At 35.5% G+C, this 13351-nt stretch carries 10 protein-coding genes and 1 pseudogene; all 11 read right to left on the minus strand.

From position 1 onward, the window contains the following. Nucleotides 1-61 precede the first annotated feature (61 nt). Nucleotides 62-1891: a SulP family inorganic anion transporter gene (locus B5Y67_RS02635; RefSeq protein ID WP_088225013.1), complete on the minus strand. Its 1830-nt coding sequence runs from the start codon at nt 1889-1891 to the stop codon at nt 62-64. A 1258-nt stretch (nt 1892-3149) separates the two neighbouring features. Then, nucleotides 3150-3707: a universal stress protein gene (locus B5Y67_RS02640; RefSeq protein ID WP_088225014.1), complete on the minus strand. Its 558-nt coding sequence runs from the start codon at nt 3705-3707 to the stop codon at nt 3150-3152. Between the two features lie 200 nt (nt 3708-3907). Then, nucleotides 3908-4381 carry a DUF1634 domain-containing protein gene (locus B5Y67_RS02645; RefSeq protein WP_088225015.1) on the minus strand — a complete coding sequence of 158 codons (474 nt, stop codon included), beginning with the start codon at nt 4379-4381 and terminating at the stop codon, nt 3908-3910. A 5-nt stretch (nt 4382-4386) separates the two neighbouring features. After that, a complete protein-coding gene (locus tag B5Y67_RS02650; protein WP_088225016.1) occupies nt 4387-5313 on the minus strand; it encodes a sulfite exporter TauE/SafE family protein in 927 nt (308 codons plus the stop codon). 607 nt (nt 5314-5920) lie between these two features. Next, nucleotides 5921-6550, minus strand: coding sequence for a hypothetical protein (locus tag B5Y67_RS02655; protein WP_088225017.1), 630 nt, complete (start codon nt 6548-6550; stop codon nt 5921-5923). Nucleotides 6551-7354: 804 nt separating this feature from the next. After that, nucleotides 7355-7878: pseudogene (locus tag B5Y67_RS02660) on the minus strand (RNA-guided endonuclease TnpB family protein). 205 nt (nt 7879-8083) lie between these two features. Beyond that, nucleotides 8084-8710: a hypothetical protein gene (locus tag B5Y67_RS02665; protein WP_088225018.1), complete on the minus strand. Its 627-nt coding sequence runs from the start codon at nt 8708-8710 to the stop codon at nt 8084-8086. Between the two features lie 93 nt (nt 8711-8803). Beyond that, nucleotides 8804-9472: a universal stress protein gene (locus B5Y67_RS02670; RefSeq protein WP_088225019.1), complete on the minus strand. Its 669-nt coding sequence runs from the start codon at nt 9470-9472 to the stop codon at nt 8804-8806. 679 nt (nt 9473-10151) lie between these two features. Next, nucleotides 10152-10790, minus strand: a complete 639-nt coding sequence (locus tag B5Y67_RS02675) for a universal stress protein (RefSeq protein WP_088225020.1) — start codon at nt 10788-10790, stop codon at nt 10152-10154. Between the two features lie 275 nt (nt 10791-11065). Continuing rightward, nucleotides 11066-11605, minus strand: coding sequence for a chromate transporter (locus tag B5Y67_RS02680; protein ID WP_088225021.1), 540 nt, complete (start codon nt 11603-11605; stop codon nt 11066-11068). Then, nucleotides 11602-12219 carry a chromate transporter gene (locus B5Y67_RS02685; protein WP_242975794.1) on the minus strand — a complete coding sequence of 206 codons (618 nt, stop codon included), beginning with the start codon at nt 12217-12219 and terminating at the stop codon, nt 11602-11604. Before B5Y67_RS02685 ends, B5Y67_RS02680 begins: the two co-directional genes overlap by 4 nt. Nucleotides 12220-13351: the final 1132 nt, after the last annotated feature.

Genomic DNA, 13351 nt, shown 5'->3' on the forward strand with positions numbered 1-13351 from the left:
CCCGCCTCTCAATCAATTTACCGATCGTCGATCACTCATCGTTTTGGGTTTACAATCATCTTTAATTAGTGCTGGTATTTTCAAAATAAGCTGGCTTTTTATTGGAGCTGTTCCCTCCATTAAAATTCGAAACAGATTGTAAGAGATGATAGGCAAAATTATCAGTTTCCGTGTTAGTATTTTCACAAGAAAATGCAACCCTTGTCTTCTCAATATCAAGAGCAATCGATTTTAACAGATCGTCTTCAGACAAGGTAAACTCGTAATCCACTCCTAATTCAGTATCTAGATTCGCCTTTAAAAGTAGTAAATTAATCTCTGGCCTTACTCCGCAGATCATGGCTTTTCCACCAAACCTATTTACAGATTTAATAAAAACCTTCAGGGCATTTAGTGCTGTTACGTCAAGGGAAATAACATTTTTCATTTCCAAAACATAAAGATTAGCTTTATCAACCAAACTATCAAGTTTTTGTTCTAAATCGTAGGCAGAGCCAAAGTACAAATGACCTTCTATTTGGATGATAAGCAAATCGGTTTTCTCATCTACGACCATTAATTCCTGCCGGTTAATTTTCAAATCCCTTCCCTGTGAAGGAATGAACAATTTGATTGGTGATTTATTTGTGTCCTTGAGATAGAGTATTATGGATAACACTATCCCCGTATAAATCGCATAATCTAAATCTGGCAGCAAGATTGTTGCCAAACAAGTTACCGCCATAGCTAAAGAATCTGAATTAAATTTCCCTAATTTGATAATACTTTTAATTTCTTCTTGATCAATTAAACTATATGCCGTTACCAGGATAACTCCTGCCAGGCAAGGATTCGGAATATAACGGGCATAGGGTGCAAAGAACAAGAGGACAAGGCCTATCACCACACCTGACAGAATTCCTGACAATCTGCTAACTGCTCCATTATGGTAGTTGATAGCGGAACGGGTGAAGGAACCAGAGGCTGGGAAACACTGAAAGAATGAGGATATTATATTCGCAAGCCCCTGTCCAATGAATTCTTGATTGGCGTCAATTTTTTGTCTAGAGGTACTTGAAATAGATTTAGAAATTGAAATCGCTTCAACCAAGCCGATCACAGAAATTGCAACTGCCCCACTAAAAACTTTACTTGCTGAATCAAAGTTGAATTGAACCATTTTGAAAGGAGGCAATGACGAAGGAATGAATCCTGTAAGTTTAACACCCTTTTGATCCAATCCAAACATGATAATGATTAAGATCGGGATAACAATCCCTATAAGTGCACCAGGCAAGTTTTTATTGATTCTTTTACATGTCAAAATAATTACGATTGTCAATAATCCCAGTCCTAATGCATAGAGATTGGTTTGATTAATGTGAGTTAATACATAGTAAAGTTTCTCCATAGTTGGTAATTGAGCTGAATTTTTAATTGAGATGCTCAGTATCGTATTCAATTGTCCAAGGGCAATTAAAACACCTGCACCCGCGGTAAAACCCACAATAACGCTATGTGATACAAAATTAATGACTTTTCCTAGTTTAATTATTCCATACAACATTTGTAAAGTCCCTACTAGGAAGGTCATAAGAAAGAGCATTTGATAAGCATTATCAAGTCCCATATAGTTTCGCATACTTCCTGCAACGAGCAGGCAAATGGCATTTGTAGGACCAGTAACCAAATGTTTTGAACTTCCAAAAGCTGAACCGAAAATAGAAGACACGATAGCCGTGTATAGACCGTATACTGGATTCACTCCTGCGATCAGAGCATACGCCATCGACTGAGGAATCGCTACTACAGCAACAGTCAAAGCAGCAATTAAGTCTCTGGTGAAATATTCCTTTTTGTAGTTTTTTATTGTAGACATCACAGGAATATATCGAAATCCTGTTAGGTTCAAATTAATTCCACCTTTCCTCTGAATAACAACCCTCTAAGTTATCTGTGTTGTTAATAATACATTAGGGTTGTTATTCCGAACGTTTAAGGCATAAATCCTGTCTCAAAATTTAGCAATAAAAAGCCAAGCCTATTGGTGTCAACATATACCTATAGACGTTCAAATCGCCCTAAAAACGGCGGCCTAGAATTCCTCTTAACACAGATGGCTTTGATTGAGACTTAGCTGCAGCCTCATCTTAGGCTGCAACTAAGTCTTCTTTTCTTTTAAGCATGAGATTTTGCAGCAGCTATCTTGGTCAGGGTAGATAACCATAAGGAATTCTGGTATAATTTAATTAGTCACATTTTTTAGCGGCCTTCGAGGCTGCTTTTTTTATTTTCTTAACTCTAACCCAATCGTCGGAATTTTTGTTCCTGTTTCTAAAACTGTCCATTTACGCATGCTCTCTTCCTCCGCTTCTTTGTTCCAATTGATCTGCTAAGATAACCCCGAAGGATGCTACCATAACCATAATCGCTAATATACCTGTTAACATTGCTCTCACCTCCAAATTAAATATTTCACTAATTTAATAAAAGGTTAACATTATGTTTTTATTCTGTCTATGGGAAATCAATATGCTCACCATCAATTAACGTAATGGCAAAAATGAAAAATAATGTAATTGCCGGTTTAGTTCCACAATACTTCAGTTATCCTTATGATTACTTTGTGGATTTTTTTCCTTACTCAGATTCATTACTTGCAATATAATCTGCAAAATACCGCCAAATATATCTTATATTACCTACAATTTGACATTCTCATTCTCTAAAACGCTCATCAATGGTTTAGGTATCCAGTTGAAAGCAGTAACTAACCAATAATTATTACCGATGCTGAAGGAATGACCCTAAAAAAAAAATTCCCAAAAACAAATAGAAGCCTCTTTTCAGAACAAAATTTCATCCACATCCTTATAACGCTGGTGCTTGTGCCCCACATCCGAATCGTATTTCAAGTCTTGACCACCTGTTGAGCGTATAAAGCAAAAGCTTAGCGGCATGAATGCCGTATAGTACCGTTTAATTAACGCAGCAAAAAAAGAGGTAACCGCTTATTCAGTCACCTCAACAAAATCAAAACCTATTTTTGTCTAACTTTTTCATCAGGGCTTCGGGGGAACTTTACCCCCACCGAAGCAAGATATGGGAACCACTCCCACTTGTTTAAGTGGGAGTCTTACAATTGGATAAATGTTTAATAATAATTCCTATCAATTTCCCAAATAATTATCTATAAATTCTTGTGGAAGCTTTTTAATCAGCATAACTGGTATCGTTGACTTATTAAGTAAATTATGAGCTAAACTGCCGAAGATTAACCCCTTAAAACTTGATAAACCACGCGTTCCAATAATAATTTGATCAAAAGAATTAGTATTTGCATAATCAAGGATTATATCTTCAATATGAGATGTATCATTAGGAGCATCGCTTGAGCCCTTAGTGTATATTTCTTTATGGGCAACATTGTATCCCTGGTTGAAGAAGATTTGATTTGTTTTACGAAGAATCTTATAATATTCCTTCTCAGTCTCATTATCCGACTCAGAAAGAACATGCTTCATCCATTCAGAAGTAGGAGTAGCCGGCCAAGTATCTCTCCAATCATACGCTTTAAATAAAGGAGATTCGTTTTCCTCAATAACTCTTAATACCGTTAATTGCATATCTGGCATATTTTGTAGTAGTGTAGCTGTGTAAACCGCTGCAGAAAATGCCTGGTGCGAGCCATCAGAGTAAAGAAGTACTTTAAACTGAGAATCATTCATAATTTCAATCTCTCCTAAAATAATATAGAACTATTCTATCACAATTACGAGTTCTCAGTCTCTAGTGTTTTAAAATTTTTTTCGGAGTATTTTGACTCCCCTTTTAAGCTCATCTATAGTTAAAGCCCAGATATGATCACAATCAATTATCATCTCTGAAATTGGTTTCGAGCTGGTTAAGCAGTTTATCATTAACTAACTTATCCAGCCACATGAAAAACGCCTGAAGCTGCCGAGAGTATAATAATAATTTCCAACCCCACCATAATTGCATAGGGGATATCTCTTTTTATAGAATAATTGACAAACAAGGTAATATAACCAATAACAGAAACTAGTCCTAAAAATGCTAATCCAACTAAATTCATATAATCAGCATGACTGACCATTGTTAACCAACTCCAACCCGAAGGAGCATTAGTAAGTTTTGCATATTCATGAACTGAAAGCCCCCAATACTGAGGCATTTGCGAAGGCGCAACCATTGGATTAAATAAACCCGCCATATACAGGATAAACGTAACAGCCATAATGCCTATGCCGGCCCAGGAACATACTAATAAAATATTTGCATATCGATTCTGTTCAGGACTAACCATTGAACTTAGAGCAGCATCCGAAGGATTGACTACACTTTGAGCATGGCCATTGGAAATAGAAGCTTGACTATTCATAATTTTTACCCCCATCCTAATCCATCTAATAAAGATTTTAACCCAGCAAATAATAACATAAGGATTACAATATAGCGGATTGATTTAGGTTTTGTAATATTGAGAAGCCGAACACCTACACGTGATCCAAGCATAATGCCAAGAACTGACGGAATAGTAATTATTGCAAGTACTGCACCTTGATTTAAATAAATCCAGGCTGCTGAGGTATCAGTGATTGCCAGTAGTGACATACTCGTACCAACTGCTATTTTGAGAGGAGCACCTAGCAGGAGATTCAATACAGGAACGTTAGCCCAACCTGCGCCAATTCCAAACATTCCAGCGATAACCCCAATAAGGCAGAAGAGCAACAAACCTTGAGGCAGTCTCCAAACCGTCCAGCTTATATCTTGGCCGCTGGAAGACTCATAATATGCGCCCCCGATATTCAGATAGCGAGCTAAGGAATCCGGACGGCCAATCTTGGGGATTTCACTATTTTTCGAAAACACAAATACTAAGGCTATACCTGTAATTAAAACGCCTAATAATATTTTCAATATATTCTGTGGAAGAGCAAGTCCTAAATAAGCTCCAGCGATACTTGAAGAGGAAGCAAGCAATGCCAGGGGAATCACTAATCGCAAACTGGCCATATTTGCTTTGAGGAGCTTTGGCCCGGCAGACAATGAACATGCAAGTGCAACAAATAAACCCGTGCCGCGAATGAAATCAAAGTTAAAAGGAAAAAAGCTGCTAATGATTGGTACAAATAGTGTGCTTCCCCCAATCCCTGCTAAGGCCGAAACAATACCTATAAAGAAGGTTGTTACCATCAAGGCAAGCGGCCACACCCACCAGGGCACACCTGGTGTACTAGCTGCATTCGCCACAGCAAGACTAGTTGATGCAAATATTGAACTGGTGTGGGCGAAAAATTGTCCGATCATATTCTGGGCCTCCTATATACGTTAAATTTTCTAGGCATTAAGGCATTAAGTCTTTAACTTATATATTTTTGTAAATCTCACACCCCCTACTCTTAATATGTGAGTCTTCTCACAAATAGAGTAACATTTGTCTTTGCCTCGTGTCTATAGGATAACAATATGTTCATAATCGATTTTATCTATGGTTCGAGCCCTATAAAGTGTCCCTAAAAAAAACAAAGGCCCGTAGGAACATACTCACTACAGACCTCTATCAATTTCGCCTAAAACTTTTGTCAATTCCAACTCATTTTCACAAGAGAATAATTTTATTGAAAGAAACTTTACTCAATTCAGTAAAGCGAACATGTTTAAAATTGTTCCTTTAACTTTGCCTCGTAATAGTGAACTCGTTCAGCTAAAGCTGAACATCGGGGTTTCGGTGGGTGACTCTACCTCCACCGAAGCAGGGTATGGGAACGACTCCCACCTTTGAAGCGGGAGTCGATTAGATAAATAGATTTACTAGTTCAAAATTGCACTAATGATTTGACTAAGTCCATAATGCTAGATTAAAATCAGCCAAATGAATATATTGGGGTTCAATCATTCTATGATTGTAAAAATGCTAGATCCAAATATCGAGGTTATCCTTATTCTCAATAATTTTATCCGCTATTTTTGTCCCGACATAATGAAAGTATGTCTCGCCGTCATGAGGGCCCGAATAATTTGGATCTACTGTGAATTTCGCGGTTTCAATCACTCGCCGAAGCAATGGAATTCTATTGGTCTTCATAATATCAAAATTATTAATTGCTTTACCAAATTCATGACCAAGATTAGCTGTGCTCCAAAACTTTGGCCCTTTTTCAGGTTTAATCTGATAAACTCTTCTCAAGAATTCAAAAGGGAATGCACCAAAGGAAATAATAATTTTAGGCTTAGATTCAACAGCAATTTCCTTAAAGATCTCAATTTCTTCAGCTACTTCAACGCCCCACCAGTTTAGAGTATTTGGTACCAGTTCGCTTACTCTAACCGCGTTTCGAATATAAATATTTGAAGTATCTATCCTTGAATGCAAAACTCGGAACACCTTATCCTGTACTTCAGCAAGAACGGGAGTCCATATATTGTGTCGAACAGCAGGATGTTTGGGATTGACAAGCAACCATATAGGGTACCCTCTATCCCCTGTCTCCTGTTTTATTTTTTCTATCGCAGGAATGTATCTGTTAAGCGTTAAGTTAGACATATGAAAATCCCTCCTCACAAGATTTAAACATCTAAATATGATCAGTTCTTTAACTTGGGTTAGGAATCTGCTTTTTAAGCAAATGTCTTTAATTTATAAATAATGCTTTATCAAATATTTAATCAAATTTCTTAGCAACCCTTAGGTATGCTTTCTTAACTGTATCGCTCCTCTATTTGAAAGATTATGGCAGTGTTGTCTCCCTCCTTGCCTTAAGTATGTACTTATCCTCACAATTAAAGATTATCATTGTGTTAAGGTATTGTCTATAACTAGGCAATATTATCGTAATTAGATTATCCTATGGATAGAGCGTATTTAAATGTCTATTTATTCCATTTTAGTTAATCTGACCATACCATTGCATCAACTTCAGCTATATTCTTATGGTAATAAGGATAACAGCCTGTGACCTATCTTAGTTATAAAGAAGTAAAATCAAGAAAAAACGCTTGAAAATCAAAGGTGCTTAGAAATATTTAAACCTTGGAATTGTCTTAAAACTTCTGAGTTCGCTAAATTGTGTATTTCCGCCGAAATATTCTTAAAATCTTATTCAAAAATTATTATAATATTTCTTAATTACCTAGGATATTTTTCTTTGAAATTAATCTTAATATGGGTTATTTCTATCGATTATGATTGTTTTACTTCCTGTCACTGTCACTGATAACTTGTCTGGTGAACATGCTCCCACCACTTACGTTCTGCGAACGTTGAAGTGGGGGCTTCTTGGTCAATACTACTAACGTAGCAAGTTGTCCCAAGCTCAAAGGGTGTGACCCACCCCACAGAATACCCTATTTATAAGGCAAGGTTGAGAAGATTTTTACTGGCGTTGACATCCCTGTCGTGGTGATTGCCACACGAGGGGCAATCCCACTCTCGAAGCTGGAGATTCTTTACATCAGCGTTTTTATAGCCACAAACTGAGCAGAGTTGACTACTGGCGTAGTTCGCGGGAGCGATAATCACCTCGCGTCCGTACCAATGAGCTTTGTACTCTATCATGGTGCGAAATTCACTCCAGGACGCTACGGAGATAGCTTTGGCAAGCTTATGGTTCTTGACCATAGTTTTAACGCGAAGGTCTTCTCAAGATTAAGCTGAGCGTTGGCTAACGCCAAACTATCGACCTCTTTAAGCCAAGGAAACGTAGTTTTGTATTGTGCAGGGGTATTTTTCAACATCGTTTGAGTGGTTTGGTAATGTTCTATTTTGTCATGAAGCATTGTATTATAGATAAATCGAACACAACCAAAGGTTTTTGCGAAGTAGATTTGTTGCTCTTGGTTCGGGTAGAGTCGATATTTATAGGCTTTAAGCAATGGCTTGTTCACCTCCCTTGCAATTTATTATACAGCAATGAAGAGACAATAATTTGTTGAGATAACGCAATTCATCCCCTCCCTAATCGTTGCGACGATTTGAGGGAGGGGACTTCTTGCTAACGTGGTTAAAAACAAACCCTGAAGTTTGAAGTCTTCAGGGTAGTTGCTGTCACTTAACATTTTATTTAATTCTTATTAAACCCTATTTAATCCATATATCTAGGCTATCTTTATTCTCTATTATCTTTTCAGCTATTTTTTTCCCTACATATTGAAAATAGTTTTCTCCATAATAATTATGATCTTCGATAAATCTCCCACTTTTTACGACTCTGCGCAATAAAGGTATGCGATTAGTTTTCGTGATATCAAAGTTTTCCAGAGCTTTACCAAATTCATCACCTAAATTTGAGGTACCCCAAAACTTAGGCCCCTTTTCCGGATATATTTCATAGACTCTTCGTACAAATTCAAAAGGAAATGAGCCAAATGTTATTAAAATCTTAGGTTGATAATCCACAACCATTCCCCTGAAAAGCTCAATTTCTTTAGCTAATTCCATGCCCCACCAATTTAAAGTATTGGGAATTATTCGGCTGTCGCCAACAACTTTTCTCGTGTATAGTTTCGTTGTGTCAATTCTCGTACGCAGGTCCCTATAAACCTTATCTTGTATCTCTGCAAGAACTGGTGCCCAAATATTATGGCGTACAGCCGGATGTTTAGGATTTACTAATAGCCAAATAGGATATGATTTATCTCCGGTCTCCCGTTCAACTAATTCAGCCGGACTTGAAGTTGTTGTATTAGTTTCATTTAACGATGACAAATTAACCCCTTCTTTCAGTATTCAGTCATGCATATAAAAGCCCCAAAGAGAAATTCTCTTTTAGGGCAAGTTATCCTGTTCCTGCTTCATAAGTTAAAAAAATATATTACCGGTACGGCCACTGATCATATGTGCAATTTGGGAGTTCTCTTCTCTTGTGTCCGATAAGAAATTACTAATAAATTCTTGAGGCAGCTTTTTAATTAATAATACAGGGATTGATGACTTATTTTGTACTTTATGAGCTAAGCCCCCGAAAATTAACCCTTTAAACATTGAGAAACCATGTGTTCCCATAATAATCAGGTTAAATGAGTTTCTTTTAGAATAGTTTAAAATTAAATCTGCAGTATCAGAGGTATCTGATTTATCAATATTGGAAAATAATAGTTGATGGTTTATTTGGGACGAATTTTCCACGAATATGCGATTTGTTTTCGATACTAAACGAGCATATTGATCTCTATGATCTTCTTCTGAATTAAGCATCTGTTTAAACCAATCATCTTCAGGAATTTTAAGATAAGTCTGTGACCAACTAAGCTCCGATTCAGACTCCCAGTAAATCCTCTTATACTTTCGTCTTAATTCACTCCAACTAAACTCACTCCCCATAAAACGTTCATGACTTTCACGTATTTGAAGAATTGTCAATTTCATATTCGGAATATTATTTATGAGTGATGCGGCACACACAGCGGCAGAGATTGATTGTGCCGACCCATCGGAATAGAGCAAGACATTAAAATATGAACTCTCCATATAAATAGCCCCTTCCCTGAATAACTTGAGCTAGTAATATTTCGCACTTATTGGCCATATAAATAAATTCTATAAAATTTCCGTTTTTATTTCGAAAATAATTATTCAGCATTGTTTCGAGTTTATGGTATAATTAACATGTCAAATTTCTTAGCAGCCTTTCTAAGGCTGTTTTTTTTCTATCAGATTGATTCATACCGCATCATGATACCACACTAATAAAAGCATATCCTTTTGGAAGCACTTAGTTTTAGCAAAACTAAAACAGTAAGAAGATTTTATAATAGGTTAAAAAAGATATCAATTTTTTTCTCAGATTTTACCTTAATCCGATACTTAGATTTGTATTTTTTGCATTCACCCCTCCTTTTTCCTTGTGACTTTACTAACAAGTACAGATTAGCATTGTATTTAAATGGTGTCTATATCAAATCAATATGTTCATAATCAATATAATTAATAACTACAATCTTTCCTCGGTACTTAATTAGAACTTTGGTTGTCAATTCTAAGACTATAAAAATAATAATACTTATACAAAAAGGCTTTGGAAAGAATTTCTTCTTCCAAAGCCTTTTAAGCTCAATTGAATATCTTTTTAATACATTCCGTTGTTATTTTGAGAATAAAATATTTTAATAAATAATTAATATTTATTTTCAGTTTTCTTTAGATGTTGTTAAAGTTCTTCAGAAGTCAGATAGTTATCAATAAAATCCTGCGGAAGTTTTTTTATTAATAAAACAGGAAGCTTAGATTTATCAAGTACTGTATGGGCTAAACTACCATAAATTAAACCTTTAATTGTTGAAAGACCTCGAGTACCCATAATTATTAATTCGAAAGGATTACTATTAGCATAATCAGTAATCATTTTTACTGTCTCAGAAATGCTAACAGATTCATTCGGACTTGTTTTTTTGTAAAGGATTTGTTCATTAACATGTGCTGACCGTTTCTGATAAATCTCATTGGTCTTTTTTAATATTCTTGCATATTGTTTTTGGCTTTTTAAGCTTGACTCAGATTCATTAAGTACACCACTCATCCATTCCGGACTTGGGTTCTCTGGCCATGAATCAAACCATTTATATTCATTTTCAGATAAACATCCCCAATGATAACGCTTATATTTTGGTCGCAGCTCTAACCAGCTGTAACTCATTTCTTGTGATTCATCTTCGCTTTCTTGTACTTGAAGGATAGTTAATTGCATATTAGGAATCTTTTTTAAAAGCGTTGCTGTGTATACCGCCGCTGAAAAAGCTTGATGTGAGCCATCAGAATAAAGTAAAACTTTAAACTTAGAACCGTTCATACAAACACCTCTTTCTCCATGATGGATATTGTGATAATATAATTCATTAGACTGATGTACTAGTTGAAATACTCAAATAAGCTTATGCTAATTAATTCCTTATTTATAATTTCTACGATATAAAAAATTATAGCATATTAATATGCTCATAAACAAGTAGAGACAAATCATAAATAAAGTTATTATTTAGTAAGATTTATCTCTAAAAAAATACCTCAAAGATTATTTCTTCGAGGTAATCAAATGATGCATATTAAAATTTGATCGGGAATGTCTTAAAATATGAAAACGCCGATTATTCCTGATGCTAAGATAAGATATGCCGGATGTATTTTTGTCTTAATTAATAAGATAAAAGCTGCCACTAATAAGATGCTGCTCTTAATGTCAATAAATTGACTACCTCCGATAATACCATTACTTACGGCAAATTTAATAGCAGCATAAGCGATTACTCCAACGATTGTCGGCCTCAGTCCATAGAAAGCAGCTTTTACATAGGGATGATTCTGGAATGTAAAAAACAGTTTTCCGACAACAAGAATAAGTAGTAATGATGGTAAAGTTACTCCAATACAAGCAACTACGGCCCCTACTAAACCGGCCAATTTATACCCCACTACTGTTGCTGTGTTACTGGCAATTGGACCGGGAGCCATTGCTGATATTGCAATTAAGTTCGTAAATTGACTGATATCTAACCAATGATGACTTTGCATTTCTGTCTGGATAAGAGGGATCATGGCATAGCCGCCGCCAAAACTGACTAACCCAAGTTTAAAAAAAGTAACGATCATTTCCAAATACAAACTCATAATGTTTCACCACTAGCTTTCTTATGAGATAGTCTTTTATCTTGTTGATCCTTAACTTTAACAATCACAATGCCAATAAAAGCTCCCAAGAAGATTACCAGGATTAAGTTAAGGCTCTTAATTAGTAAGAGCGACATAATACATACCGCGCAAATTGCGGCACTTATTTTATCGACTACTGAAACGTGTCCCATCTTAAAAGCCGCAGAGGCGATTAAAGCAACTACAATAGGTCTAATTCCTTTCAGAGCAGCCTGAACATAAATGTTCTGCTGAAATGAACTAAGTAAAGCGCCTAAAATGATAATAATCACAAATGTAGGAATGACAATTCCAAGTAATGCAGACAATGCACCAGGAATGCCACCGATCTGGTAACCAACAAATGTAGCAGAGTTAACAGCAATCGCCCCTGGTAAAGACTGTGAAACTGCGAAGATATCAACGAGGTTTTCACGATCTATCCATTGTTTTTTATGGACGATTTCTTCTTCCATGATAGGAATCATGGCAAATCCACCGCCAAAAGTAATGGGGGAAATTTTAAAAAATACCATAAATATTTCGTATAAAAATTTAAATGTAATTTTTCTTTTTTCAATTTCCTTTTCCACTTTGACTCCTCCTATGCATAAGCAAGTTACGCAACATTAAGATTATTAAGTTAACAGATTTTACTCCCCCTCCTTCCTACCTCTTAAGCCTTCTATCTATAGTTGGGAGTTAATTTCGTAGTTGAATTCGAAGATATTTAGGGGGGCATAACACTACACGATTTAATAACGTTTCACTTGTTTTGTGTCCTCGAAGCTTGTAATAGAGATTATTTTCACTTGGAGATCTATAAAAGTTAATCCTGCTAGCTAAGGATTAGTGAAAGAGAAATAGATTATTCATGTCTGTTGGTAAAGAAAAATAGCATTTCGAATCTTGATTACGAGCTTACCGCCTCAGCTAAAAATCTTGATAGATTTTAACCGTTTGTCAGGTATCATACATTTATTACCCTTAATCTTTGTTATAATAAGCTCGCTGCACTGATATTGAATTTATGAGATAAGATTAACACTGTGAGTATTCCGAGTCAATATGGTCGTAATCAGGATATGTTATGGTAAGAATTTTTTTTTAGAATATTCTGTATATTATTTATGCCTTATTCTGCTGATTTAATTAACAACTTTATGTTTTTACAAAGGCCTTTTCTTTTGTATCCAATTTACCTCATTTTATTTAGAAGATAATACACTGTTTATTTAATTATCCTCCTCATGTCTAGACTTTAATAGCAATTTATAAAGGATTGATTTCATGAAATATGTAATTTAATCAAAATTTTATAATTAACATTTATTATTGTCAGACGTTTTTCTTTATGATTCTCCATGCAGCAGGCTAATCTGCGAATTTATAGGCTAGAGGACAACCGAAGGTTATTCTTCTGACAATATAATGAATAGTATTAGATTAAGAAAAACACAAAAACCTTTTAATGAAAATGCATATTAAAAAAAGAAGACGAGTATAAACCTTTCGATAATCTCGAAAAGTCATACTCGTCCCTCTGGGAGTTAACCTATTAATATAGTAGCAATTTAAAGCTTAAAGGTATTGAATCCCTTAAAATTTAACGTCAAACATATCGATAACAGGACGTTTGAAGACTGACCATTCTTTGGTTTGTGGATCCCATTTCATGTTAACGAAACAATGCCAGTTTTCTTCGTCAATTACCGGTTTGTCTGT

Source organism: Desulfosporosinus sp. FKB, assembly GCF_002196705.1.
Classification (GTDB): Bacteria; Bacillota; Desulfitobacteriia; order Desulfitobacteriales; family Desulfitobacteriaceae; genus Desulfosporosinus.

Coding starts and splice junctions, on each gene's coding strand:
- B5Y67_RS02640 (WP_088225014.1), bottom strand. CDS start 3,707: ATGAATGATTCTCAGTTTAAAGTACTTCTTTACTCTGATGGCTCGCAC.
- B5Y67_RS02645 (WP_088225015.1), bottom strand. CDS start 4,381: ATGAATAGTCAAGCTTCTATTTCCAATGGCCATGCTCAAAGTGTAGTC.
- B5Y67_RS02650 (WP_088225016.1), bottom strand. CDS start 5,313: ATGATCGGACAATTTTTCGCCCACACCAGTTCAATATTTGCATCAACT.
- B5Y67_RS02655 (WP_088225017.1), bottom strand. CDS start 6,550: ATGTCTAACTTAACGCTTAACAGATACATTCCTGCGATAGAAAAAATA.
- B5Y67_RS02670 (WP_088225019.1), bottom strand. CDS start 9,472: ATGGAGAGTTCATATTTTAATGTCTTGCTCTATTCCGATGGGTCGGCA.
- B5Y67_RS02675 (WP_088225020.1), bottom strand. CDS start 10,790: ATGAACGGTTCTAAGTTTAAAGTTTTACTTTATTCTGATGGCTCACAT.
- B5Y67_RS02680 (WP_088225021.1), bottom strand. CDS start 11,605: ATGAGTTTGTATTTGGAAATGATCGTTACTTTTTTTAAACTTGGGTTA.